The following is a 26135-nucleotide window of genomic DNA, read 5'->3' on the forward strand; positions in this document are numbered from 1 at the left end:
CCGCAGCATTGGGATCAAAGATCTCGCCGACCCAAAACGTCGTGGACACAATCCCGGTGTGCCAGGGATATCGGCCGGCTGATTGGCTCGGACTCGGTGCCGGGCTTGGTCCTGTGCAGGCTGCCGTCAGCAGGGCCAGGAAAAATGCACAGCAGACGGCTGGGCGTTTCCAACGCTTGACCGTCGATTTCGCCGTATTCACCATTCACTCCCCTAGAGGCCTTTCTCGGGTGCTTCTCGCAGTGTACGTGGCCTTGGGTGGGGGTTCACCGGAAATTGCCTGGCAAATCCCCGCCCGCCGTCCCTCAGGACGAGCCGCCGTCAGCCTTTCGGGAAATCGATGTTGTAGCGATACAGGAAAGCAGCCATGGCGTCGCGGTTGATCGCCGTGGTTGGCCTGTACGTGCCATCCGGGAAGCCGGTGGTGATGCCTGTGGACGCCAACCACCGGATCTCGTTGTAGAACGGAGCGACTGCCGGTACATCGGAGAAGGTCGGTGCGTTCGCCGGCACGGCCGGACTGCCCTTGAGGCGGTAGAGGAAGGCGGCCATCGCGGCCCGGCTGACGGCTTCACCAGGGTGGTAGGTTCCGTCCGGGTAGCCTTTCGTGATCCCTGTTGAAGCCAGCCACCGGATCTCGTTGTAGAACGGAGCGCCGGGAGGAACGTCGGAGAACGTGGGAGCGTTGGCCGGCACCGCAGGGCTTCCGGAGAACCGGTAAAGGAACGCGGCCATCGCATCGCGGGTGATTGACGTGAGGGGACGGTAGGTATTATCCGGCCAACCCTGCGAAATCAAATTGTTCGACAGCCAACTGATCTCGTCATAGAAGGCCGCGGTAGGAGTGACGTCCGTGAAATGCTTGATGCCTGCACTGTCATAGAGTTCGAAATCATCCGTGGTCAGCGTTCCGTTGCCGAGCAGGTTCAAGCCCAAACTGATGGCCGAGGCACCGGCGGGAAGTGCCGGCGAGGTCCAGGTGGCATGGGCCCAGGAAGTGGATGCCGGGAAATACGGGCTGGCGGTCCAATACGTCCAGGTGCCCAGCCCGGTGCGGTAATACAGTTCGAATTGGGTGGTGGTCGTCGAGGTATACCAGGCCTTCATCTCGTAGGTGTGGCCGGGGGTAGCACTCGGTGCGCACTCGCCCAGGTCGAGGGTAGGCAAGAGCTTGGCGTCCCCGCTGACATAGGCGGACATCACCAGCTGCTCGGCGTGCGTCCCGGTGGTGCCTCCATGGCCTGGAGTCGCGGTAGTGAAGGTCGCGGTGTGGCTGCCATAGCTGCCTTGGGCCCAGCACTGCGGCAGTCCAGAGGCCACCGGCCCGGCGGTTTCCATGCTGGCGTTCTTGACGAGGTTCCCCGCGGTAACGGGAGGCGGTGCGGCCGGCCCCGCGACAACCGGCTTGAACGCGCCGCCCAGTGTCTCTTGCACTGTTTGGACGGCGATCCGCCCGGCGGCCTTCTCCGCGGCCAGCCACTGTACATACTGGGTGAAGAGCGTGGTGGATACCGTCAGCGGATCAGCGATTCCCGACGTTGGATCAATGCCGGTGCCGATGTGGTGGAACGTCACCTGGACCCAGCCGCCGCCCGGCTCGGCCTTGGTGACCAGGTTCTTCAGGTCGGCCAAGGTCCAGGTGTTGTCCACTTCGTCCGGGGCCTTCGTGTCATAGGGATCGGCGGGAGGAAGGGTCTCAGCGAATCCAAGTCCAGCGCTCCCGGGCACAACGCTTTCAAGGTCTCCGAGCCCGCGGGCGCTGTTGTATCCGCAGGCCGCAACAGTGCGCTCCACCGCCGGGGTGAGGGACGCGAAGGGGTACGCGAAGTTGGTGACGGTGAATCCCATGTTGGTGAGATTGACCCGGTCATTGCAGATCTGGCGTTTGACCTCGTCCGGACCCATCTGGGCCAGGTCCGGGTGGGTGACGGTGTGGCCGCCTATCTCGTTGCCGTCCGCCTGCAACGCCAGCGCTTCCTGCGTCGTCATGTAGTTCGGAGCGTTGAGGAAGCCGGACGGCGTAAAAAACGTCCCTTTGAGCCCGTTGCTTTTGAGGATGGCCGCGGCGGGGATCTGGTCCGCGTTGGCGTCGTCGAACGTCAGGGTGATAATGGTGTTCGGCGCCGCGTGCGCGGCCGGTATCGCTATCCCGAAAACAGACGCTGACATCAAGACGCTCAGAACGCCGGCGAGCCAACGCGGTTTTCCGGCAGGGCTCAAACGTTGGGCCCTGTGGCGAGGTTGAGACAAGGACGCCCCCCAAACACGTTGCATTTGCACTCAGCCTTTCCTTTGGTGCTGCTTCTTCAGTTGAACGACTTCAGTTGAATGACGCCGCACGGTCGGCGGCTTCATTGCCCACGCATCACGATGCGAGGGTGATCTTCCATCCCGCGGGATCCAGGACTTTTGCCGGCTTGTAGTCGGCTGCGACGTTGCGGATGATTTCATCCAAGGTGGTCTTCGGGTCGAAGCCGACAAGCCCGAGGGACTTGCTGTTGTCCGGAACCCGCCGGCGCATGTCTTCGTAGCCTTCCGAATACGCCTGCTCATAGGGCACCAAGGTGATGGCGCTGTCGCTGCCGAGGAGTTCGACTATCCTTTGGGCCAGCGTCAGGATGGAAATCTCGTAGCTGCCGCCGAGGTTGTAGGCATTTCCGTAGGCAAGCGGCTCCTCGGAAATGCGGACGATGGCCGGAACGATGTCGCCGACGTAGGAGAAGCACCTCGTCTGGTGGCCGTCTCCATAGACCGTCAGGGGCTCACCGGCGAGCGCCTGGCGGACCAGTCGTGGAACAACCATTCCGTAGCGGCCCGTCTGCCGCGGACCGACTGTGTTGAAGAGCCTCACAATGGCAACCGGCAAGCCGAATTGGCGCCAATATGCGTGGGCGAATGCTTCGTCAATGCCTTTGGCCGCGGCGTAGGTCCACCGGGATTTGAGCGCAGACCCCAGGATGCGGTCCGCTTCCTCCGAGAGGCTGTCCGAGGTGTTCTTGCCATAGATCTCGCTTGTGGAGGCCAGCAGCAGCGAGGCACCCGATTCCAGGACCGAGTCCAGGACCACTTCGGTGCCATGGATGTTCGTGCGGAGGCTCTCCAACGGGTGGTCGACAATCAGGTTCACGCCAACCGCGGCGGCCAGGTGGAAGACCCTGTCGGAACCCGCCACGACTTTGTCCACCGCGTCGCGGTCGAGAATGGTTCCCTCGATGAAATGGAAGTTCCTGTGGCCGATGACGCCTTTGAGGTTCTCCAAGCGTCCGGTGGACAAGTTGTCCAGCACGGCGACTTCGTCCCCTGCCGCCAACAAGTGCTCAACGAGGTGGCTTCCTATGAACCCGGCACCGCCGGTTATTGCTGTTTTCATTACTCCTGCTTCCGTCGGAAAACCTGGTGGATCTAGAGTCGGGTTACGTTGTCGGCTTTGGGCAAGCGGTACGTCGTGTCCAGGACTGCGGGTGCTTCGGCCAGCCAGTCAAGTTGCATCTGGCTGTGCCTCGTGTGCAGGATCACCAGATCCGCACCCCAGTCCTCCGGCGATTGCTCGGACTCGAGTGTCCCGCCGTGACCGTCCGGAGCTGTCCGGCACCAAGGGTCGGAGAATGCCACTTCCGCACCATCGGCGATCAGGGCGGCGATGATCTCCAACGCCGGGGATTCCCGGAGATCTTCGACGTCGGGCTTGTACGCAACCCCGAGGACCATGACGCGGGCACCGGCAACACCGTGGTTGCGGTCGGAGAGGATTCGCCGGGCCTTCTCGACCACCTGGTGCGGCCTGCCTGCAATGCCGGCCATTGCTTGTTCGATCACGGGGGCCGTCAAGCGGGCTTTGCGCAATTGCCACAGCAAGTAGTGGGGGTCACACGGTATGCAGTGCCCGCCGACTCCGGGACCAGGGGTGAACGCCATGAATCCGTAGGGCTTGGTGGAAGCCGCATCGATGACGTCCATCACCTCCATGTTGAGTTCGTGGCAGATATCGGCGAACTCGTTCGCCAAGGCGATGTTGACGGCCCTGAAGGTGTTTTCCACCAGCTTGGTCATTTCGGCAACGTCCGCCGACGGCACCACGTGAACCAGCTTGGTGCTGGCGCTCAGAAGCCGTTCGGCGACTTCGCCGCAGGCCGGGGTCACGCCGCCGACTACCCGCGGGACGTCTTCGTGGGAGAACGAGTCCACGCCGGGGTTGATGCGCTCGGGCGAGAAGGCCACGAACACATCACGCCCCGGAATGAGTCCCCTGGCAGCCAAGGGCAAAGCCAGAAGGTCCCGGGTGGATCCTACGTACGTTGTCGAGGTCAGCATCAGCAACTGGCCGGTGGTCGCGAAATCGACCACCGAAGCGCACGCGGACCGGAGAATGCCAAGGTCCGGAACCAAGTACTCGTCCACGGGAGTGGGAACGCAGACAACCACTGCCGCCGCGCGGGCAAGCAACGACAAGTCGCTGCTCAGCATGAAGGTCGGGTCCAGCAACGCGTTCCTGAGCCGCTCCTTGTCCGAGTCCAGGAGATCTGCCCGTTGCTCGCGGATCACGGCCAGGCGGGCGTCGGACACGTCGAGGCCGAGAACACGCCGGCCCGAGGCGTTGATCGCCAGTGCGGTGGGCAGGCCGACGTAGCCCATGCCCACGATCGCCACGTCGAAAGTAAAAGCCTGGTCCTGCGTGGTTGCCCGTGTTCCTGCGCCCTCCGGCCATGCCGGCGCCTGTGTGTGCAAGGACTGCGAGCTCCCGCTGGGCTCTGCCTTGAGGGTCTTTACCTTCGTGTTCGGTGCCATGGTCAGTCGACCTCCCGGTGCCTGTTGTCTCCAGTGTGAAAGAAAGCCGGCGACGAAACGGGACGTGCCCTGGTCTCAGAGGGCACATGACCGCCCGCCGCCGGCTCGATTGTGGGGGTACCCGCCGAATGCGTGCGCCCGGTTGCATTGGAGTTGATTTCTCGCTGGATTACCGGGTGGTTTTCCTGTAGCAAAGAATTCTTCCTGCGTTTCATCTCGAGACCCACTTATCCCCAATCGAGTGGCGGTTGCCATCAGGAAAAGCGTATTAACGAACCCCTAGGGCGGGCGCGAGTGGGCTCTACCCGTCTTTGGATGCGCGGTCCCTTCCGAGGCCATTGACTACCCGTCCGAGCGCTTTTAACCACTCGATTCAGTACTCGCTTTTGGGCCTCGGGCCCTTTACCGCAGCGGACGACGGCGGAAGGAGACTTCGGGGAAGCGCTCACCCATCGCCGGGGCAAGGCCGGTTGCGCCCGCGGCTAGCCCTGGCCCTGCGTGCCGTGGGCGCCGTTCATCAAGTCTTCCCGGTGGCTGATGCCCAGCTTGGCGAACATTCGATACAGGTGACCCTCAACGGTGCGCAATGACAGGCCCAAGCTCAGCGCAATGTCCTTGTTGCTCGATCCCGACTGCACCAGCGTTGCGATTTCCTGTTCGCGCCGGGTCAGTTTCTGGAGATCCGGGGAGCCCCCGTCAACGGCCGGACCGGCCTTGTCGAGGGCGGCCGTGCGGCGCTTGAGGAGCCGCTGGCCCTCGAGCTGGCGTGCCTTGTCGCCCCTGCTTTCAAGGATGCGCAGGGCGTGGCTGGCGCAGTCGGCTGCGGCGAGCTCCAAGCCGTCCCTGGCTGCCGAGTCGCTCAGCTCAATCAGGCGGTCCGCGTCCTTGTGCGCGAGGGCAAGCCCGACGCTCAGGGCAAACTCCGCAGTGCGGCCTTCGCTGCCTTCCGCTACGGCCGTCAGCCGGCGTGCCACACCAGGGTCTCCGAGCCGAAGGACCAACATCAGGATGTCGATCTCAGCGCCGATCGCTCCGTCCGCAGCCGCGGAGTCCGCAAGGGCCATCAGTCTCGCGATCGCCGTTTGCGTTCCGGTATGTTCGGCCCGCGCTACGGCCGCATGGCCTTGCGCCAGGAGCGACGGATGCACGCCTTCCCGGACCAACGCGTCGTATTCGCTTGAGTACGTCATCGCAGTGTCCCGGCGCTTCAGGATCGACGCCGCGTACGCGGCGGCAGCAACGGCGTCGGGCAGGTCGCTTCCCATATCGGAGACCCGCAGCATGCTGACCGCCTGCCGAAGCCTTGGCAGCGCCACCCCCAGGTCTCCCCGGCGCAGGTCAACCATTCCTGCAGCCAGGTGGAACATCCCGCCTGAATAGATCAGGGAGTTCGGTGCTTGGGAAACGTGGTTCTTGAGAAAGGTTTCAAGAGCGCCGAACTCACCGGCCTGTTGCAGGGCAAGGATGTAGCGGCGCATCACCATCCCCGCGTACTGGAGGCTCCAGTCGCCGCTGGTGGCAACCATCTCCTGTATCGCCATCAGAATCTGGATGGCCGAAACCGGCCGTCCCGTGACCGCCATGGCCTCTGCGAGGAGGGTACCCGACACGAGGCGGGACTCGTCGTCGTCCGCTTCTTTCCAGATCTGGCGGAGCTCACGCTCCGTCTCGATGTAGTGGCCTTCGGCTTGGAGGCCTTCCAAGGAGAGGAGCCGGCTTCCCAGCTTCCCGCGTTCCAGTTCATCAGGGTCGATGCCTTGACGGGATTCGGCGAGCCGGGCCAGGGCTGCCTCCCATTCGTATGCTGCCTGTTTGATGGCGTTCGGCCCGACGCCTTGACGTCCGGCAAGCTGGGCCGCCAACATCGATGCCTGACGGACCGTCCGCGGGTCATTTGTCCTGTCCACCACTCCGGCGAGCGAGGACACCGATCCCCTGATGTCGCCCCGGTACCATTTGGCGCGTGCCACCTCCACCTGGGCTGCCAGCCGCAGGGAAGGATCCTTAATTGCGCCGGCTACCCGTTCCACGTAGCTGGGGATGAACAGGCGGTTGGCCAGCTGGGCTGCTTCCAGGATGTCGGAGTCCGGGACCTCGGTGCCCGATTCCAATCCCCAGGAGACATAGCGCAGCAGTCCGTCCATGGTCTGCGGTTTGGCATCCATGAGGTCCACGATGCGCCGCCGGATGGTCATGCTGTGGGCGGTCGGGACCAGCTGGCGGATCACTTCGCCCACCAGCGGCTGGGCCAGCCGGACATGCCGGGCGGGGTCTGATGCGATCTCGATGAAATGCAGCTCCTGCAGTTCGTCCACAGCCGTGGAGTCGCTGGCCTGTTGCACGACGCTCAGCGGGACCGGCTCCGCGAGTGCCACGGTTTCCAGGGTTTCCCGCTGCGCGGCTCCCAGCATCAGGATCTGGTTCCGCACGAGGTCCATGAGGCGCACGCTGGTCCCCCGAAGCTCGCCCGAAAGCATCCAGGCATCGTTGCGGCACACCAACTGGCCCAGCGACTTGGCGTGCTCGATGAGTTCCAGCAGGAACATCGGGTTTCCACCAGAGTACTTGCAGAGGACCGCACTGGTGCCCTGCACCACTGGCGCATCCAACGCCTGGGTGCAAAGTTGGTTGACTTCCTGCTCATTGAGCGGCTGCAGGTCGAACCGGTCCACGAGCCCTTCGGACCACATCGAGAAAACCTCGGCTGGCGGGGCAGGATACGGCCGGCACAAGAACACGACTTTGGCGGCTTCCGCTGCCGCCAGCTGCGCCAGGACAGCCACGCTGCTGTCGTCGATGTGGTGCGCGTCCTCCACGATCAGGACGGCTGGTGCCGGATGCGGCTGGCCTGCCGGGTTCAATGCCGCCACCACAGCCCTGAGGACGGACAACGGTTCATTGATCTGGCCGGGGGTCAAGGCCGTCAGCAAGGGTGCCAAGGCAGCAAACGGCACCGAGGCCAGGGTGGGACCGGCAAAGACCCTGAAAGGGCGGACACGCTGCCCCAATTCATGGAGCACTTCGTTAATCAGTGCGGTCTTGCCGATACCCGCGTCGCCGAAAAGCAGGACCCCGGGGCCATTGGCATCGAGAAGGCAGTCCACGACGGCTGCCATCACGCTGAATCGACCAACGAGCGCATCTGCTGCGAGAACCTCAGTCATTTCGCACCTCCTTCGACGTTGCCCAAGGCGAAGCTGAGCTCGGAGCGTTCCACGATTTTCAGCTTGCCGAAGATCTGGTAGAGGTGCCCCTCCACCGTGCGTACTGAAACATGGAGCTTCGCGGCGATGCCTTTGTTGCTCTCCCGGTTCGCCGCCAGCCGGGCGATCTCCAACTCGCGGGCAGTGAGCCTGAGTCCTTCTTGGTTGCCGCTTTGCGGTGTGCGCAAGCGCTGCCGGCACGTCTCCGCGAGCTGCCGCGCCTTCCTCAGGACCGCCTTGTCCAACTGGATGTGGTCAAGATGCAACACGGTCTCCGCGATATCGAAGGCGAACCTGTCGTTCTGCATGTCTTCGGCCAACCGCGCGGCCTCGAGAAGAAGCTCGGCACTTCCGGATATTGTGGCCCGTGCGTACGCGACGCACAGTTCGGCGAACTGTCCCTGGCACCGGAGGGCCGAGTCCAACAGCCGCGGAGCGGCTGCCACAGCGCCCAGCCGAACGGCCGAACTGAGGCAAAAGATCTCGTGACCCGGGGCACCCTCGTCCCGGTCGGCGTCGGCCAAGCGGAGGAGCTCCCCGATGGCGGCCTCCGGGCCGTCGATTCGATCCCGGGCCATAGCCGCGAGGTACCTCTTCGTCCGTTCCTTCCGCCACGTCGGCCTGCGCAGCTGGATGGATGCTTCCTTGAGGTAATGCCGGGCCTGCTCTTGCCCGCCTTGCAAGGCGGAGGCGTAGGCCGCCGCCGTGCAGGCGACATCCAGCATGCCTTCATTGTCCTGGACCCGCAGCTGGCTGATCACCGGAATAAGCGCTTCCAGGCCGTCTTGGCCACGGCCCTGGATGCACCGGAAGATCGCTTTGGGAAGATCGATGGCAGTCGGGAGGGCCTCGGCGGCGGAAACCAGGAGGTCATCCCCGGGCTGGACCATTTCCCTTTCTATGTCCCAGCGTCCGGCGAGTACGAAGGCGAACCGCAGCCGCGATGTGGCGCGTCGGGCCGCGGCGACGGATACGGACGGATCATGGCAGTCAGCCATCAGCTGTTCTGCCATGTCCGCCGCCTCGGATTGCCGTCCCGTCAGGGCCCATGCCTCGCACAGCCAGCTTCCGGCGAGGAGGCGGAACTCCGTGCCGTGCGATTCAAAGTCTTGAAGTACCTCTTCCAGTCGTGCCGCCATCTCGGCGTACGAACCCGAATAGCTGGCCGCCTGCGATTCGGCCAGGACAAGCTCCTCCCGCAGTGTGGCGAGGCCCGGGCCGTTTGCGGTTCTGGCCGCTTCGTCGTCGAGCCGTCGACGGACATGCGCCAAGGTCTCGCACGCTTGCGCCGTGGTTTCGGGGAGCGCCAGAAGAACCGAAGCCTCCGCCAGCTTGAGCCGGACCCATTCGGCAAGGGGGGCTTCGTCACCGGACCCACCAACGCGAGCCCTCAGCACGTCCCGGGCCCCGGCGACGTCGCCGAGTGTCATCAACGCACGGGTTTCCTCGGCTACTGCCCCGGGCAACGTGGAGTGGCCTGGAATGCTCCGGACCAGGCGGAGGGCCAGCCGCGCATCAAGCTGCCGATTCGCCACTGCGGCAGCTTCAAGCGCTTCTTCCCTTCCCAACGTGGCTCCGCAGTCCAATGCCCACGCGGCCATGGACAGCAACATCGAGCGCTGCCCGAGGGCCGGATCCATCGACTCCAGGAGCAAGCCGCGGAGTTCGTTGCTGCGGCCGGGTGGAACATTCGCGCGGACCACGTCACCCACCAGCTGGCTCTGGAGGTGAGCCATCCTGGGCAGCGAATCGTCGACGACGAGGATGCTCCTTTTCTCAAGGGAATCCACATCATCCGCCGATGCGATGGCCAGCAGGGATTCCAGGGGGACGGCCCTGGCCAGGGAAAGGATCTCCAGGACTTTGCGCTCACCGGCCCCCATCCGCCCAAGCCGTGTGGTGATGAGATCGGTGATTGCCCTGCCGTGCAGTTCGCTCCGGGACGTCAGGACCCAGACGCCGTCGCTTTTCAGGAGCGAACCAGACTCGCCGAGCTCCGCCGCGAGCATCTTGAGGTAGTGGGGGTTGCCCCCGCTGGCCGTCCACAAGGCATGGGCGCCGGACGGCGAGACCTGGGCTCCCAGCCCGGCCTCGAGCCAGGCATGCGATTCATGGAAAGTCAGTGCTTTGAGGTCTATCCGGTGCAGGAACCCATCGCCGCAAAGCCGGGTGATCTCGCCGGAGAGCCGCTGCGGGTCGGTGCAGGTGAGGACAAGCTGGGCCGTGCCGTTCCTCGCGAGTTGGGCAACCGTCATGGCCGCCAGCTCGTCAAGCTCGGCCGCGTTTTCAATGACCAGGTACACCGGTTTTCCCTCGGCGCGCTCACGAAGCAAATTGGTGAGTGCCGACAACACCAGGACGGGATGGGCCAGGTATCCCGGGTCAAGATCGCTCAAAAGGATGTTGAGGGCGCCGTAGGGCGATCTGGCCAACGCTGCGCTGCCGCGGATGACGACGACGAATGAGCGCCCGCGTAGTTCGTTCACCGCACGAGTAGTCAAGTAGCTCTTGCCGCTCCCCGACGGGCCTGTGACGAGCACTCCACCTTTGGAGGCCGCGAGTGCCAGCGCAATGTCCTCAACATCGGCCCGGGGCCCGATCGGCGGCCAGAGGGTCGGAATGACCGGCTTGCCTTCGGCTCCGTCATGTTGGTTCGGAGCCGAGGGCGCGTCGAACGCCTGGTACCGGGACCCGCCCCCGGACCGAGGGGCATGGACCGTAGATGCACTGCCTGCTGTCAACATGAGCGAGACCCCCAGTGATCGAGTGGTGACACCCCCCAATTAACCAGCTAGCCGTCAGGCCTACACCAGTAGTGAGTACTCGACTTTCATGCCCCCGGATACTCGTATGCGGGTGTGAGTACCCCTGCCCCGGGTGGCGGGTACTCGTCGGCGGCAGTGGCTGCGGCTCGAACCGAGAGTACGCTACTACTGCCCTGCTGCCTCTCCCGGCTTCAGTTTGTGCCCGACGCTCCCTGCGCGACGGCGGCAGCCCCCGCGAGTTCGTCCCTGCCGGTGATCCCCAATTTCGAATAGCACCGGTACAGATGTCCCTCGACGGTGCGCACGGAGATGAGGAGCGTGTCTGCGATCTGCCGGTCGCTGAGGCCCTGGACCGCCAGGTTGACGATGTCCCATTCCCTCCTGGTCAGCTTCGGAGCCATGGAGTCGTGCGGCGTTTCTTCCCTGCCGTGTCCCAGTTCTTCGTTGCAGCGCGCCAGCCCCGCGCGGGCCGCCGCGCTGAGCTCCTTGGTGTGGCCCCGGTCCGATGCTCCCAGCGCCAAACCATAGGCCTTGGCGGCCAGGTGATAGATGGTGGCAGCCTCCAGCTTCTCCGCTGCGGCGAGGTACCGCGCGGCACCCCCGAAATTGAGTGCGAGCCCGTATTCCGCGAGCGCTTGCGCCCATTCGCCTTCGGTGGCGGCTGCGGTTTCACAAAACCGCTCCAGCCTGCTGGCGTCTCCCAGGCCAAGCGCGAGCTCCAGGGCATGAAGTTCAAGGTATGTGGCATTTTCCTTCGCCGCGTTGTCGGCGTTGAGCTTCAACGCTTCCACGCCGGAGCCATCAGCGTTGAGGAGTTCGAGCGCGGCGTCGAAAAAACTCTTTGCCTGTGCCGCGAGAAGGTGGGTGCTGTGTTGTCCCCAGCCCTTGTAGTCCGCCTGGAACCGTTCGGCTTCAGGCAAGCCCGCGCCGGCTGCCGTGTAGAAAGCCATGGCGGCACACAGTCCGAAGAGATTCTGCGGATCGCTGTCCCTCAGGGCTTCGAGGCCCGCAGTCAGCAACGGCAACGCGTCGCTGGATTTTCCTTGCCTGATGGCGATGTACCCGGCAACCACGTAGGCCGCTCCGCCGAAGGACGCCATCGAGACGCCCGATGTTTCGTAGTACCTGTCGAGGAGCTTTTGCGCTTCCGCCCAGTCGCCCACGGCCAAGGCGCAAATGACGAGGCGGGCGGAGATGAACTCCGGGACGAAGAAGACGTCGTTCTCCTGGGGCTGGGCCAGGGCGGCGGCCTCGAGGACCAACTGCTTTGCCTGGCGCCCGCAGCCGAGCGCGCAGAGCATTTCGGACTTCATGGCCAGCGCCAGGGCCTTGAACAGCGGAGGCAAAGAGCCGTCCACGGTTCCCGTCTGGAGGAGCACGCGTTCCAGTTCGGGGCCCATCTTCCGGTAGTCGCCGTCCACGGAGCCGGCCAGCAGCCCGATCACGGTGACGGCGAGCGGCACTGCGGCTTTCGCGTCCGGCGAGCGCTGGCCCTCGAGTCCGGGCTGCTGTCCGCCCCATTCGCGCAGGGCCTCGCCTTCTGCCCGGATCAAGGAAGCGGACTGCCCGACGGCGGCCCGCGTGACCGCGCGAAGAAGGCTGTCGGAAACTACGTTGGAGGCGCCGGCGTCGACTGTTCCTTGTGCCAGGACTGTCGCGGCCTCGTCCCGGCGGCCGAGATTGAAATACGACCTGGCCAAGACCACCTGGGCAATCGATTGCCACTGCGGGTCCCGTACCGCTGTCGCCATGCGCAACGCCGACTCGCTCTGCAGGAGCCTCGCCGAAAGGACAGCCGCCCGGATCAGGAGACGATCGGGCACATCCGCCCCGCAATCCAGTGACCACGTCACCATCCTCAGCAAGGAATCCGGGTTGTCCTCCAAGACATCCATGCGCGAGATCAGCTGCCGGTGCAGTTGAAGGCTCTGCGCTGCCGGGACGATGCTGCGAAGCACCTCTCCGTAGACCGGATTGACGAGCCGAAGCGTTGGCAACCCATTGCCCCCGGGCTTGATCAAATGCTGGTCCACCAACTCCTGCACGGCCGCTTCTCCGGCCACGACGGTAATCAACGTCTCGTCCACCGGTTCCGCCAAGGCAATCAAGTTCAAAGCTTCCCTGCCGGCGGCCGAAATACGCATCAGCTGGAGTTTGACGACAGCCTCGAGCTTCACCGTGTGCACAGGCGTTGCGGCTGCCTTGAGCCACACCCCGTGCCTCTGGACGAGGGTTCCCGAGCTCTCGGCTTCGCGCACAAGGGTCTTCAGAAGCAGGGTGTTGCCCCCTGCCTCGGTCCAGAACCCATGGCTTGTGCTGTTCAGGACGATTCCCCCCAAGAGGGCCTCGCACAATTCGTGGCCCTGCTCGGCTGTCAGGGGCTCCAGGTCGAACCACTCGGCAGTTCCTTCGTGCCACAAGCGCAGGAGCGGGCCCGGAACTCCCGGCCGCGGAACGCATGCGGCCACGATTTTGGCCCATCCTGCCTGAACAAGCTCCGTCAGCATCGCGCAGGTTGCATCGTCCAGGTAGTGCGCGTCATCGACGAGCAGCAAAGCCGGTCCGGTACCGACGCGGATGCCCTCGAGGTGATCCCAAAGTGAGCGCAACACAGCGACCCTGGAGGATATGTCGGCAAGGGAGAGGTGGGAAAGAAACGGAGCCAGCACCCCATACGGGACAGCGGACAATGAGGGACTCCCGTGAATCGGGACTACCGCAAGGTCCCCGCCGAAGACGTTGCCTACCTGGGCCAGGAGCGATGACGCGCCGAGACCGGAATCACCCACGATGAAGACGGCCGAACAATCGTCCGCACGGATTGCTGCCGCAATTCCAGGAAGCAAATGCCCATAGTCGATCCACGGTTCGGGCGGTCTTGCGTCGCCTTCTCCGGCATGGCCATGCACCGCCGCAGCGTTGTCATGACTGCGCGGTTCCTTCAAGCTCGCTCCTCGATGAGATGCCCATTTTGGTGAAGATTTGGTACAGGTGGCCTTCTACTGTGCGGACGGAAACTTGCAACTGGTTGGCTACCTCTTTGTTACTCAACCCTTGACTGGCCATCTTTGCAACCTGACGCTCCCTTTCGGTCAGTTCGGGTCCGAAAGTGTGCGGGGCCAGGGGCAGCACAGGCACGGTACCGACCAGCCGGTCCAGCCGCTGCTGGGCCAGCCTGGCGGACGCCGAATCGCCGGCTTCCCGGGCGATGTCCAGGGCCAGGACGGCACAACGGGACTCCACCGCATCCAGGCTCAGTTCCTGGGCAACGGACGCTGCGAGAAGCAGCGTCTTCGGGTCCTTCTTGCGGCTTCCCTCCGCCACCATCCGGTTCACCGCGGCCATCTTGCCTTGGCGGCGGGACGAAACCTGCTCCAGGAGCAACAACTCTTCCTCGGTGCCGTGGACGGTGGCGCCGAAGAGGCTGATGGATGCCGTGGTGATCCGCCCCTTCGCCAAGTCACGGTTTGCCGACTCGATGAGGCTCTGTTTCGCCCCGGGATCCTTCAACCAGCGTCGTGCCATCTTGACGCAGAATTCGGCCATCCACGCGGGGAACCACGCCGTTTCGCCTTGTCCTTTTTCGGCCAACTCGAGGAAAGTCCGGGATTCCTTGACATCGCCGGCCTGGGCGTAGGCAAAGGCGAGCGCGGAATAGGCCAGGACGGGTCCGTAGTAGTTGCGCCTGATCTCCAATTGCGCCTGGGCCCCCAGCAGGGTGTCGATCGCAACTGAGGCCCGTCCGGCATAGGTGTAGGAAACACCCAGTGCGAGTTCGGCGGCGCCGCCAAGGTAGTGGATGTTCTTTGGCTGCTGATCGAGGGTAGCCGTCAGCATCCGTGCTAGTTCTTCCCACTGTCCGCTGCAGAGGAGTGCGGCGAACAAGCCTTCGGACAACCAGTTGTGCAACCGCGGGCGGGCCTTGGCGCGCTGTATCTTGTGCTTCAACTCGCGCGCCAGTTCGATGGCCTCCATTTCCCTGCCGAGTACCGCCCAGGCCATGGTCAGCAGGCTCCCGCAGCTCAACCGCTGCTCAAGATCGAGGCCGTCCCTGTACTCCTGCTCCAAGGCTTCGGCAACGTCGGCATACTCTCCCTGATGGACCTGGAGCTCGAAACGCGCGAGCCTGAGCATCCCGCATGCCCGTTCAATTTCCGTGCCATCCGCTCCGGCTTCCTGCGACCGGCGGGAAAGATCTTCCTGGGCCTCGGCGATGAGGCCGGGTATCTGGAGGTGCCCGCCTGGAATCCACAACAGCGCACTGCAGAGCTCCTGGACATAGTCCGCATATTCGTACGGCGGAAGGCGCCGGAGCTGCTCGGGCGCGACGTCCTTCAATGCGGCCACCGCGGACTCGTGCTCGGCCAGAATGACGTGGGAAACGCAGCGTTGCTGGGCAGCAGCCACCCATTCCTTGTCCTCGCGACCGATCTGCCGGGCGCATTCCAAAGCGAACCAAGGATCGAACTGCCTGTTTGCCGCCGTCGCGGCCGCCAGGGCCACTGCCGGTTCAAGTGTTTCGCGGACGTTCAGCGTCGAAGAGGCAAAGCCCAGAAGCGCCTCGGCGTCGAGGTCCCGGGTAATGCTGCCCATCACCCCGGCGGCAAGCTGCCGCAGTTCATTCCGCCGTGGCAGGTCCATCCAGCCTCGAATGACCTCACCCATGTACTCGTCGCGCAGCGCCACCCGGCGGGCACCTGACCGTTCGATGCGGAGATAACCGGACCACTCCATCTCCGCGACCACTTCAGGTTCAAGCACGTCCAACAGTACGGAGAGCGGGGCGGTTCGAATGAGCGCAAGCAGCTCCAGGGCTTCCCGGACCGCGGGACTCTCCCGGGCCAGGCGCGACCGGACGAGGTCTGTCAGGACTTCCGCGGAAGAAAGGTGGATTTCGCCTTTCATTGCCCAAACCTGGCCGGCCAGGTGCAGGTTGCCTGAGCGGAGCTGCTCGGTGACGATGGCTTGGAGAACCAAGGGATTTCCACCACTGGATGCATGCAAAGCGCTCGCTGCCGTTGCGGTCACCCGTTTTCCCAGGACGCCGCCCAGCAATTTGGCAACTTCCGCGCGGGAAAAGACCTGAAGTTCGACCTCGTCGAGGAGGCCGTCTTTCAAAAGCCTGATCAGGTCTTCCGGCATGTCCGTGGCTTGGCGGACAGTGACGAGGACTTTTGCGGTCCCGCTAATTAACAAGTGCACCAGGAGGGCCGTGCTCATGCTGTCCAGCGCAGGAAGTTCCGAGAGAACCAACAGCACTTTGCGTCCCGCGGCATCCGAACTGATCAAGTGCGAGATGCCGTAGATGATCGCGCCGGGGGAATCTGCGGCCTCTGCCGGCAGCCTCGCGACCAGATGGGCGAGCGCCCCGAACGGGGTGTTGACGTCCGTGGAGCCATGGAGGTGCAGTACGTGCGTCCTTGGAGTGAGCCGGGCCTCCACCGAACGGGCAAAGGTCGCTTTGCCCACGCCCGGTGCGCCAACCACCACCACTCCGTACGAAGACGGTTCGTCGAGCGCTTCAATAACCGTGTTCTGAAGATCCTGCCGGACCAGCGACGACCATTTTCGACGTTCTGCAGCCCCCAGTGGCTGCCGCTCCGTTGCGGATCGCCCTGTTTCTGATTCCGGTGTTGCTCGCAATTTAGATCACGCTACCTTCGCAGCTCTGGCGGACGTGACGTTCAGCGGGTCGTTTGCCTTGGGATTTCCTCTTCACCCCCAGCAGTGATTTGCAAAGTATCATAGCGACCGGTCCGAATCAATTAGTCAGGCGACTAACGATCAGGGTACTTGTTAACCACTGAAATGAGTGCACGTGGGGCCGCGTCGCCCCGGCCCACGCGATCGAGGGGCCCGAGACGAGCGTGCGGGTGTGGAGAGCTAGCGGGGAGGGTTCCCTGGCCGAGCCGAGCGGGTGGGTCAGGCCTTGACCGGGTGGAACTTCTGCTGGGCGGCAAGCAAGCCTTCGGTCATCAGGACCTCAACAGCATCCGCCGCTTCATCCAAAAGAAACGGAAGTTCCTTCCTTTCGGAGGCCCCGAAATCCCTCAGGACATAGTCGGCGGTGTCCATCCTCCCTGGTGGCCTGCCGACGCCCACGCGAACCCGCAAATAGTCCTTGGTACCCAAAGCCTTCGAAATATCCCGCAGGCCGTTATGGCCGCCCTCTCCGCCGCCGATCTTCAACTTGACGGCATTGAAGGGAATATCAATTTCGTCGTGGACGGCAATCACGTGATCCGGTGCAATGTCGAAAAACCGGGCCAGGCCGGAAACAGGTCCCCCGGAGACATTCATATAGCTCATCGGTTTCGCCAAAACCACGCGCGGGCCCCCGATCCCGAGCCTGCCCTCGACCACCTGGGCCCGGGCTTTGTGGGCCTTGAAGCTTCCGCCCATGCGCGAGGCAAGTTCGTCCAGGACCATCTGGCCGACGTTGTGGCGGTTGTGGCTGTATTCAGCGCCGGGATTGCCAAGGCCTACGATCAGCCAGGTGTCTGTCATGGAGTCATCCTAGGGAATCAGGAGGGTGGAATGAAAAAGAAGTGGCCGGGACCCCTCAGGGACCCGGCCACTCTCGAAGGCTTCTGCCGACTACTAGGCAGAAAGACTACTCGGCAGCAGGAGCTGCCTCTTCCTCGGCCTCGGACGTGGCCTCGGAGATGTTGATGATGAGGGTCTCGGGGTCGGTGAGCAGTGCCGAACCGCTCGGCAGGACGATGTCCGAGGCGTGGACGTGCTCGCCGGCCTTGCGGCCTTCGATGCTGATCTCGACGAAGGTCGGCAGGTGCGTCGCTTCGGCTTCGAGGGAAACCGTGGTGGCTTCCTGGTTGGCGACTGCGCCGATGGCAGCATCGCCAATGACGTGGACGGCCACGTCCACGGTGACCTTCTCGCCCTTGCGGACGGTCAGGAGGTCGATGTGCTCGATGATCTGCTTGATCGGGTCGCGCTGGATGTCCTTGACCAGGGCCAGGTGCTCTTCGCCGTTGACGTCCAGGGCCAAAAGCGCGTTGGACACGCGGACGGCCAGGGTGGTGGCGCGGCCCGGCAGGTTGATGTGGATGGGCTCAGCGCCGTGACCGTAGATGACGGCCGGGATCTGGCCGGCTGCACGGGCGCGGCGGGCGAAACCCTTGCCGAATTCGGTGCGCAGTTCTGCTGCGAGCTTCTGCTCAGACATGTGTACTCCTTGATTACTGTGGCGCCGGCAAATTGCCGGCAAGTCGATCAGCAAGGGCGGAGGTCTGTGGTGACCTTCCACGCCCGGCAGAATGCCCGCCGCTGAGCAGCAGGTTCAGTCCACCTTCGTTGAAGGAGATTCAGACCCAGTCGATAACGGAGACCCGCAATCCGGTTTTAACCCGGATGTGCTCTCCCTCGCCAAGGTATCCCCAAGAGTTTAGCAGCCGCGTCCCGCCTAAGGGAAAACGGCCCCGGCTTTGCCCAACTCACTCGCATTAGGTGTCGTTATCAGGCCCCAAAACGACAACAAATGCGAGTCAGTTGGGTGCCGGCGGGGCTTAGGCGTTGCCGTCGAAGAGGCTCGTGACGGAACCGTCGTCGAACACTTCACGGATGGCGCGCGCAATCAACGGCGCGATCGACAGCACCGTGAGCTGCGGGAAGCGCTTGTCGGCCGGAATCGGCAGGGTGTTGGTGACGACAACCTCGCGGGCACCGGAATCGGCGAGTCGCTGCGCCGCGGGCTCGGAGAACACAGCGTGGGTGCACGCGATGATGACGTCTTTGGCACCGGCGTTCTTGAGGACCTGGACAGCGCCGGAGATGGTTCCACCGGTATCGATCATGTCGTCGATCAGGACGCAGGTGCGGCCTTCGATCTGCCCGACGACGGTCTTCGAGACAGCCTGGTTCGGCACCGTGAGGTCGCGGCTCTTGTGGACGAACGCCAGCGGCGCACCGCCGAGGCGCTCGGCCCACTGTTCCGCGACCCGGACACGGCCGGTGTCCGGCGAGACAACGGTGATGTTGTCTGCCTCGACCTTGGTGCGGATGTAGTCGGCAAGCAGCGGGATGGCCATGAGGTGATCCACCGGGCCGTCAAAGAAGCCCTGGATCTGGGACGTGTGCAGGTCCACGGACATGATGCGGTCCGCGCCGGCGGTCTTGTAGAGGTCCGCCACCAAGCGGGCCGAAATCGGCTCGCGGCCGCGGCCCTTCTTGTCCTGGCGGGCATACGGGTAGAACGGCGAGACGACGGTGATCCGCTTCGCCGAAGCGCGCTTCAGGGAATCGATCATGATCAACTGCTCCATGAGCCAGTTGTTCAACGGGGCCGGGTGCGCCTGGATGACGAACGCATCGGTGCCACGGACGCTCTCCCCCGAGCGCACATAGATTTCCCCGTTCGCGAAGTCGTAGGCGTCGATAGGCAGGAGTTCGGTGTCCAGCTCCTTGGCGATTTCCTGCGCCAGCTCGGGGTGCGCCCGTCCGGCGGCGAGAACTAGTTTCTTCTCGCCGTGTGCGGTAATTTCGCTCATGCCTGTGTGCCCTCTTCTGTGGTTGCCGGAGTACTTGAGGAATCGGGGGTGGCAGTGGAACCATGCGCGGCTTGCGCAGCCTGCGCCAGCCGGGCCGAGTTGCTGCCCTGCCGGTTTGCGATGACCCAGCCTTCGGCGTTGCGTTGCGGAGCGACGCTCAGGGTGAGGGCTCCGGCGGGAACGTCCTTGCGGATGATGGCGCCGGCGCCACTGTATGCACCGTCGCCAATAGTTACGGGGGCCACGAAGACGGTGTTGGAACCGGTCCGTACACCCGAGCCGATCACCGTGCGGTGCTTCTTCTCGCCGTCGTAGTTCGCCGTGATGTTGCCGCAGCCGATGTTGGTGTCCTCGCCGATCTCGGCGTCGCCCGCATAGCCGAGGTGGGACAGCTTCGAACCGCGGCCGATCGTCACGTTCTTGGTTTCGTAGAAGGCGCCGATCTTGCCGGTCTCCCCGAGGACAGTGCCCGGGCGCAGGTAAGTGAACGGGCCCACGCTCGCCTTGGCCCCGATAGTGGATCCCGAGCCGTGGGTGCGGGTCACCTTCGCGCCTTCGCCCACCGAAACATCGGTGAGGGTCGTGTCGGGGCCGACGACGGCGTCCCGCGCCACCGTGGTGGCGCCGTGGAGCTGCGTGTTGGGCAGGAGGCGGACGTCTTCGTCCAGGGTCACGGTGGAATCGATCCACGTGGTGGCCGGGTCGACGACCGTGACGCCGGCACGCATCCAGGCCTCGACGATGCGGCGGTTGTGTTCGGCCCCGAGGGCGGCGAGCTGGACGCGGTCGTTGGCGCCCTCCACCTGCCAGCGGTCCTCGGTGACGACGGCGGAAACCCGGCCTCCGGCGTCGCGCGTCAGTCCGAGCACGTCGGTGAGGTACTTCTCGCGCTGAATGTTGTCAGTTGTCACTTTGTGCAGCTGCTCACGGAGCACCTTTGCGTCAAAAGCGTAGATACCGGAGTTCACCTCGCGGATGGAGCGCTCGGCGTCGCTCGCGTCTTTGTGTTCGCGGATGCCCAGCACGGTGCCGTCCTCGGCCCGAAGGATACGGCCATAACCATTGGCGTCGTCGAGGACCGCGGTCAGGACCGTCACGGCGTTGCCCTCGGATTCGTGCGTGGCGACCAGCTCGGAGAGAAGGGAACCGGTCAGCAACGGCACATCGCCATACGTGACAACCACCGTGCCGCTGAGTTCGGCTTTCGCGTCCAAGGCGTCAAGGGCGACTTCCACCGCACGTCCGGTTCCAGGAACATCGTCCTGGTCCACGATGACGGCGTCGGGATCGATCAATTCGATGTGCCCGGCGACCAAGTCCCGTTCATGGCGGACCACGAGGGCCAGCTGCTGAGGATCGATGGACCGGGCTGCAAGGATGGCGTGCGCCACCATGGAGCGTCCGCCGATTTCGTGAAGGATCTTGGGAGTCCGCGACTTCATGCGCGTACCGGCTCCGGCAGCTAGGACAATTACAGCGGCGGGGCCAGTAGTATCGGGGCTCACGAAGTCGCTCTCCTTGCTCGGTTACGTCCGGGCGAACCCGGCTGCGGCATCTGCTCTATCCTACTCTTGCCGATTCACAGCCCTCCGCGCAGCCAGTGGACAGCTTCGGGAGAGGCAGTGCCTTCAGAGGCGGTGCCGGCAGACCACCGACAAGTTCCGCCCATAGGATTCGAACCTATACTCCACGGCTCCAAAGGCCGGGGTGCTGCCATTACACCAGAGCGGACCGCGCGCACGTACCCTTGCGGACGCAGGATCCGCGGGGTTCCCGTTGACCGGGTCGCACACACAAGAATCTAGTTTGCCATGACCATTGCGGTGTTCGCGACTTGGCGCATCCCCGAGTCCCTTTCAGCACTATTGGCAGGCCCTTCGAGGCCGCTTCACGCTTGACATAAGGCATGATGGATGGGTGAGCAACAGCACAGGACTTCCCCGGCAGGCTGCGGGTTCCAGGGTGATCAACCACCCGCCCGCGGGCCAGGTCGTCCGTGCCCGGATGACGGGCTCCCAGCGTCGCTCCCAGCTCATCGACATAGGCCGGCGCCTCTTCGCCGCCCGCGGCCTGGACGCCACGACCATCGACGAAATCGCGGCCGCCGCAGGAGTGTCCAAGCCGGTGATCTACGAACACTTCGGCTCGAAGGAAGGCCTCTACACCCGGGTCGTGGAGTTCGAATTCCGGATCCTCCTCGACGCCATCAACGAGTCCCTCGCCGCCGAAGCCAAACCACGCGTGCTCGTCGAACAGGCGGCCCTCGCCTTGCTCGGCTACATCGAAGAGCGGAGCGACGGCTTCCGGATCCTCATGCGGGACGCACCGCCCTCCCAGCCCGAAGGCGCCCTCTCCACGTTGCTCTCCCACGTGGCCGACCGTGTGGAAGACCTGCTCGCCGACGAATTTTCCCGGCGCGGATTCAGCACCGCCGACGGCGCGATGTACGCCCAGATGCTGGTAGGCATGGTGGCCATGACCGGCCAATGGTGGCTCGACCACCGCGAGCCCGACAAGCGCGCAGTCGCAGCCCACCTGGTCAACCTGGCATGGAACGGCCTGACGGGCCTGCAAAAGGAGCCGGAACTCCGGAGCGAGGTCTAGGGGTTCCGGTTGGCTCCGCGGCGCAACCGCCCGACGCTGGGTGCCCCGTCGACGCGCAAAATTCCTGTCGACACCGGAATCCGCGCATCGAATTCCCTTTTCCGAGTCGCCAGAACATTTGGGTGTCGAGAATCGAAGGAGTTTCACCGCCTTGTGTTCCACGGACCCCGTCCCCACCCCACGTCTGGCGGACGACGCCGGCAGGCCACCGCCCCTTACCCGCCGGACGGCGGTTCTTCGGAAAGGAGCGCATCGCGACGCAACGGGCTAGGAGCTCGCTCAGCGAGCGAGTAGCCCCTTTGCGTTGAAGCGGCGTTCCGAGGGCCCCGAAGCGAGCTTGCGAGCTTTGGGAAGGAACCTCTGCGCTAAGCGACGCCGAAGGACCGTTGCCCGGCCCCGGCACCCAAGGTGACCGCGGGAATCCGGCTGAAGGCCCCGTCCCACCCACGCCTACTCCCCCAGGATCTCCGCCGCCTCGAGCCATTCGAGCTCCAGGCCTTCTTTTTCTTCGAGGAGCTCCTGCAGCTTGGCGTTCAATTCGCCGAGGGCGTCGAAGTCGCCGGATTGGGACTTCGCGGCCATTTGGACGTGGAGCTTCTCTTCCTGCTGCGCGATCTTGCCCAGCTGCCGATCGATCCTGTTCAGGTCCTTGCGGGCTTCACGCTTTTCCGCTTCGCTCGGTCCGGAAACCACGGCACTCGAGCCGCTTGCCGCCGTCGGCCTTGCGCTCCCGCTCGAAGCGCCGCCGGTCACCGCGCCGCTCGCGAGGGCCGCTTCGCGCAATTCCAGGTACTGGTCCACGCCACCGGGAAGTCCGCGGAGTTTGCCGTCGCCGAGGAGAGCCATTTGGGAATCCGTGACACGTTCCAGCAGGTAGCGGTCGTGGCTGACAACAACGAGCGTGCCGGGCCAGCCGTCCAGGACGTCTTCGACGGCGGCAAGGGTGTCGGTATCGAGGTCGTTGGTGGGCTCGTCGAGCATCAGGACGTTCGGTTCGCCCACGAGCAGGCGCAGAAGTTGCAGGCGGCGCCGTTCACCACCGGACAGGTCGGTGACGGGTGTCCACTGCTTTTCCTTCGTGAACCCGAGTTGCTCCACGAGCTGACCGGCAGTGAACTCCTTGCCCCCAACGCTGAAGGAGCGCTTCTCTCGTTCGATGACTTCGATCACGCGAAGGTCGGAGACGTCGTCGAGCTCCTTGACGTCCTGGCTGAGCACCGCCGTGACCACGGTCTTGCCGCGCTTGACCTTTCCGGAACTCGGCGTGATCTCGCCGTTGAGGAGCCTCAGAAGCGTGGACTTCCCGGCGCCGTTGACGCCCACCAGTCCAAGCCGCTGCCCCGGCGCCAAGCGCAAGGTCACGTCGTCGAAGAGCTTCTGCTTTGTGCGGCTGGCAGAGTCGCCACCCTTGAAATCCAGGGAGACTCCTTCAAGGTCCAGCACGTCCTTGCCGAGCCGGGCGGTTGCCATCTTGCTAAGCGCCACCGAGTCGCGCGGATCGGGAACATCGGCGATCAGCTCGTTGGCGGCTTCGATGCGGAACTTCGGCTTCGAAGTGCGCGCCGGGGCGCCCCGTCGCAGCCACGCCAGTTCCTTCTTGACGAGCTGCTGCCGCTTGCTTTCGACGACGGACGCGGAGCGGTCACGCTCGGCGCGGGCCAACACGTAGGCCGCGTACCCGCCATCGAACGGGTCCACCATGGCGTCGTGCACTTCCCAGGTCCGGTTGCAGACTTCGTCCAGGAACCACCGATCGTGGGTCACCACGAGGAACGCGCCCTGATTGGCCCGCCAGCGGGTCTTCAGGTGCCGGGAAAGCCAGGCGACGCCTTCGACGTCGAGGTGGTTGGTGGGCTCGTCGAGCATGATCACGTCGTGGTCCTCGATGAGCAGCTTGGCCAAGGCGACCCTGCGCTTTTGGCCGCCGGAGAGGGCATGCACGTTGGCGTGCCAATCGACGTCGGCCACAAGTCCGCCCATGATCTCCCGGATCTTGGGGTTCGCGGCCCATTCGTGGTCGGCCTGGTCGCCGACGATCGCGGCGCCGACCGTGAGGTCGCCGTCGAGCACGTCGGACTGGTCGAGGTAGCCGACGTTGACGTCGCCGCGTTTGGTCACACGGCCGGAGTCCGGCGTCGAGCGCAATGCCAGCAAGCGCATCAGCGTCGATTTGCCGTCACCGTTGCGCCCGACCATGCCGATCCTGTCGCCGTCCTCCAAACCAAGGGTTACGCCGTCGAGGATGGTGCGGGTTGCGAACGAAACGGTGAGGTTTTCACCGCCAAGCAGGTGGGCCACTAGGTACTACTTTCTGGTGTGAACAGTCAGAGCGACGTGTCATAGGAGGGTATCGGAGATGATCCGGGCACCGGGAACCGGGCCGTGCACGGCAAGGGCGTTGTGGCCAAGGTGCCGAAGGTCCTCGGCGAGCCCCTCGGCCGCCCGGGGGTTGTGGGCGAGCAAAGCCACCGTGGGGCCGGAACCGGATACAATCCCGGCGAGTGCGCCGTTCGACTCCCCCGTCCCGATCGTGTCGCGCAATTGCGGAGCCAGCGCGATCGAGGCGCGCTGGAGGTCGTTGATGAGGACTTTGCTCAGGGCGTCCGGATCTCCGTTGCGCAGCGCCTGCAGGATCTTGGCGTCGACCTCGATCGGCTCGGGGATGTCGAGTCCCTCGGTGTTCCGGAGCCTGTCCAAGGTGTGGAAAACCTCGGGCGTGGAGAGTCCGTAGTCGGCGCAGACCAGGACCCAGTCCATCTGGGCTTTCGCGAGCGCCGGCGAGAGTTCGTCGCCGACGCCAAGACCGACGGCGGTGCCCCCAAGCAACGAGAACGGCACGTCCGCGCCCAACTCGGCGGCAAGGTGGGCCAGTTCTTCGCGTGACAAACCGCTGTTCCAGAGCGCATCGCAGGCAAGGAGTGTCGCCGCGGCATCGGCCGAGCCGCCGCCCATGCCACCGGCAACGGGAACCCGCTTGGTGATTTCCAAGTGCACGCCCGTGGCGTTCTCCGAGACATCCCTCATGATGGCGGCGGCCTTGTAAGCCAGGTTCCGCTCGTCGAGCGGAATGTCGACGCCGTCGAGGTCCAAGGTGCTGGCGGGCCCGATGCTGACAGTGATCCCCGGCCCCTCCGTGCTCGTGGCGGCTACTTCCTCGTACAGGGACACCGCGAGATACACGCTGGCCACCGAGTGGTAGCCGTCGGGCCGCAAGGGGCCGACGTTGAGGGAAACGTTCACCTTGCCGGGTGCCCGGACGCGGACGGTCCGTGCGAGGAAGCGCCCGCGGTTCGCACCGCTGATTGCCGGACTCATGCGTCCAGGGGGTGGCGTGCCTCGGCGATTCGGACAAACGCGTTGATATCGAGCACTTCACCGCGGGCAGTCGGATCTACGCCGGCAGCCACAATGAATCGTTCGGCTTCGGCGGCGCTCCCGGCCCAGGTTGCGAGGGCCGCGCGGAGCGTCTTGCGGCGTTGGGCAAATGCGGCGTCGATGACCGCGAACACCTGTTCGCGGGTGGCGTGGGTTTCCGGCGGCGCGCCGCGCGTGAAGGACACGAGCCCTGAGTGGATCTTCGGGGCCGGCCAGAAGACATTCATGCCGATCACGCCGGCCTTGCGCATGTGGCCGTACCACGCGGCCTTGACCGAGGGGACCCCGTAGATCTTGGAGCCCGGCCCCGCGGCCAAACGGTCCGCCACCTCGTCCTGGACCATGACCAGCCCGTGTTGCAGGCTCGGGAAGTGCTGGAGCAGGTGAAGGACCACGGGAACCGCGACGTTGTACGGCAGGTTGGCCACAAGGGCGGTGGGCTGTACTGGAAGTTCGGTGACCTTCATGGCGTCGGAAAGGACCAAGTGGAAATCGTCCGCTGCCTGCGGGCGCCAGGTGCGCACCGTTTCCGGCAACCTGCCGGCCAGCACGGGATCGATTTCGACGGCGACGACTGTTTTGGCGGCGTCGAGCAAGCCGAGCGTCAACGAACCGAGCCCCGGCCCGACCTCAAGCACGGTTTCCCCGGGATCAATACCGGCGGCGGAGACGATCCTCCGGATCGTGTTTCCGTCGATGACGAAGTTCTGCCCCAGGGTTTTGGTTGGGCGGACACCGATCTCCTCGGCGAGCCGTCGGATGTCAGCAGCTCCCAGAAGGGGTGCGACGGCGGCATGTTCGGAATTCGGTTCAGTCACCTAGGTATCGTATCGTCTGAGCGGCCGGCGGGGGCGCCCGCCCGCCTTATCGAGGACGCGAAAAGGCCGGGCCCGGAG

General features: G+C 64.5%; 15 protein-coding genes and 1 tRNA gene. 1 reads left to right on the forward strand and 15 read right to left on the reverse strand.

Going from position 1 to position 26135, the window contains the following annotated elements; all coding sequences use genetic code 11:
- Positions 1 to 321: 321 nt before the first annotated feature.
- The 12 genes from KNN17_RS06440 to KNN17_RS06495 form a co-directional block, all read right to left on the reverse strand.
- Positions 322 to 2169 (reverse strand): S-layer homology domain-containing protein, encoded by a 1848-nt coding sequence (locus KNN17_RS06440; protein WP_241707974.1) that lies wholly within the window; start codon positions 2167 to 2169, stop codon positions 322 to 324.
- A 196-nt stretch (positions 2170 to 2365) separates the two neighbouring features.
- Positions 2366 to 3370, reverse strand: coding sequence for a dTDP-glucose 4,6-dehydratase (locus KNN17_RS06445; RefSeq protein ID WP_078105892.1), 1005 nt, complete (start codon positions 3368 to 3370; stop codon positions 2366 to 2368).
- Between the two features lie 32 nt (positions 3371 to 3402).
- Positions 3403 to 4785: a nucleotide sugar dehydrogenase gene (locus KNN17_RS06450; protein WP_241707975.1), complete on the reverse strand. Its 1383-nt coding sequence runs from the start codon at positions 4783 to 4785 to the stop codon at positions 3403 to 3405.
- A 482-nt stretch (positions 4786 to 5267) separates the two neighbouring features.
- Positions 5268 to 7949, reverse strand: coding sequence for a helix-turn-helix transcriptional regulator (locus KNN17_RS06455; RefSeq protein ID WP_241707976.1), 2682 nt, complete (start codon positions 7947 to 7949; stop codon positions 5268 to 5270).
- Positions 7946 to 10732, reverse strand: coding sequence for a helix-turn-helix transcriptional regulator (locus KNN17_RS06460; RefSeq protein WP_241707977.1), 2787 nt, complete (start codon positions 10730 to 10732; stop codon positions 7946 to 7948). The genes KNN17_RS06455 and KNN17_RS06460 overlap by 4 nt, the downstream gene beginning before the upstream one ends.
- 212 nt (positions 10733 to 10944) lie before the next feature.
- Positions 10945 to 13698, reverse strand: coding sequence for a LuxR C-terminal-related transcriptional regulator (locus KNN17_RS06465; RefSeq protein ID WP_241707978.1), 2754 nt, complete (start codon positions 13696 to 13698; stop codon positions 10945 to 10947).
- The gene (locus tag KNN17_RS22515) at positions 13676 to 16240 is read right to left on the reverse strand and encodes a helix-turn-helix transcriptional regulator (RefSeq protein ID WP_241707979.1); all 2565 of its coding nucleotides are present in this window, start codon (positions 16238 to 16240) and stop codon (positions 13676 to 13678) included. Before KNN17_RS22515 ends, KNN17_RS06465 begins: the two co-directional genes overlap by 23 nt.
- Before the next feature lie 435 nt (positions 16241 to 16675).
- A complete protein-coding gene (pth, locus tag KNN17_RS06475) occupies positions 16676 to 17260 on the reverse strand; it encodes an aminoacyl-tRNA hydrolase (protein ID WP_241707980.1) in 585 nt (194 codons plus the stop codon).
- 106 nt (positions 17261 to 17366) lie between these two features.
- Positions 17367 to 17939, reverse strand: a complete 573-nt coding sequence (locus KNN17_RS06480) for a 50S ribosomal protein L25/general stress protein Ctc (protein WP_241707981.1) — start codon at positions 17937 to 17939, stop codon at positions 17367 to 17369.
- 340 nt (positions 17940 to 18279) lie between these two features.
- Entirely contained in the window at positions 18280 to 19260 is a 981-nt protein-coding gene (locus KNN17_RS06485) for a ribose-phosphate diphosphokinase (RefSeq protein WP_078105900.1), read from the reverse strand.
- Positions 19257 to 20765 carry a bifunctional UDP-N-acetylglucosamine diphosphorylase/glucosamine-1-phosphate N-acetyltransferase GlmU gene (glmU, locus tag KNN17_RS06490; RefSeq protein ID WP_078105901.1) on the reverse strand — a complete coding sequence of 503 codons (1509 nt, stop codon included), beginning with the start codon at positions 20763 to 20765 and terminating at the stop codon, positions 19257 to 19259. Before glmU ends, KNN17_RS06485 begins: the two co-directional genes overlap by 4 nt.
- A gap of 154 nt (positions 20766 to 20919) precedes the next feature.
- Positions 20920 to 20991, reverse strand: a tRNA-Gln gene (locus KNN17_RS06495).
- Positions 20992 to 21177: 186 nt separating this feature from the next.
- Between KNN17_RS06495 and KNN17_RS06500 the strand changes: the two genes are divergently transcribed.
- Entirely contained in the window at positions 21178 to 21864 is a 687-nt protein-coding gene (locus KNN17_RS06500; RefSeq protein WP_372489636.1) for a TetR/AcrR family transcriptional regulator, read from the forward strand.
- Between the two features lie 450 nt (positions 21865 to 22314).
- Here the strand turns inward: KNN17_RS06500 and KNN17_RS06505 are convergent, their stop codons facing one another.
- Genes KNN17_RS06505 through rsmA form a run of 3 tightly spaced genes read right to left on the reverse strand, consistent with a single transcriptional unit; the run spans position 22315 to position 26057 of the window.
- A complete protein-coding gene (locus KNN17_RS06505) occupies positions 22315 to 24162 on the reverse strand; it encodes an ABC-F family ATP-binding cassette domain-containing protein (RefSeq protein ID WP_241707982.1) in 1848 nt (615 codons plus the stop codon).
- Positions 24163 to 24201: 39 nt separating this feature from the next.
- Positions 24202 to 25179, reverse strand: coding sequence for a 4-(cytidine 5'-diphospho)-2-C-methyl-D-erythritol kinase (locus KNN17_RS06510; protein WP_078105903.1), 978 nt, complete (start codon positions 25177 to 25179; stop codon positions 24202 to 24204).
- Entirely contained in the window at positions 25176 to 26057 is an 882-nt protein-coding gene (rsmA, locus tag KNN17_RS06515; protein ID WP_241707983.1) for a 16S rRNA (adenine(1518)-N(6)/adenine(1519)-N(6))-dimethyltransferase RsmA, read from the reverse strand. Before rsmA ends, KNN17_RS06510 begins: the two co-directional genes overlap by 4 nt.
- Positions 26058 to 26135: the final 78 nt, after the last annotated feature.

This window comes from Arthrobacter bambusae (assembly GCF_022606295.1).
Classification (GTDB): domain Bacteria; phylum Actinomycetota; class Actinomycetes; order Actinomycetales; family Micrococcaceae; genus Arthrobacter; species Arthrobacter bambusae_A.

Excerpts from the sequence above, each read along its gene's own strand:
- KNN17_RS06455 (WP_241707976.1), bottom strand. The coding sequence starts at position 7,949 with ATGACTGAGGTTCTCGCAGCAGATGCGCTCGTTGGTCGATTCAGCGTG.
- KNN17_RS06460 (WP_241707977.1), bottom strand. The coding sequence starts at position 10,732 with ATGTTGACAGCAGGCAGTGCATCTACGGTCCATGCCCCTCGGTCCGGG.
- KNN17_RS06510 (WP_078105903.1), bottom strand. The coding sequence starts at position 25,179 with ATGAGTCCGGCAATCAGCGGTGCGAACCGCGGGCGCTTCCTCGCACGG.
- KNN17_RS06445 (WP_078105892.1), bottom strand. The coding sequence starts at position 3,370 with ATGAAAACAGCAATAACCGGCGGTGCCGGGTTCATAGGAAGCCACCTC.
- KNN17_RS06450 (WP_241707975.1), bottom strand. The coding sequence starts at position 4,785 with ATGGCACCGAACACGAAGGTAAAGACCCTCAAGGCAGAGCCCAGCGGG.
- KNN17_RS06480 (WP_241707981.1), bottom strand. The coding sequence starts at position 17,939 with ATGTCTGAGCAGAAGCTCGCAGCAGAACTGCGCACCGAATTCGGCAAG.
- KNN17_RS06440 (WP_241707974.1), bottom strand. The coding sequence starts at position 2,169 with ATGTCAGCGTCTGTTTTCGGGATAGCGATACCGGCCGCGCACGCGGCG.
- pth (WP_241707980.1), bottom strand. The coding sequence starts at position 17,260 with ATGACAGACACCTGGCTGATCGTAGGCCTTGGCAATCCCGGCGCTGAA.
- KNN17_RS06485 (WP_078105900.1), bottom strand. The coding sequence starts at position 19,260 with ATGAGCGAAATTACCGCACACGGCGAGAAGAAACTAGTTCTCGCCGCC.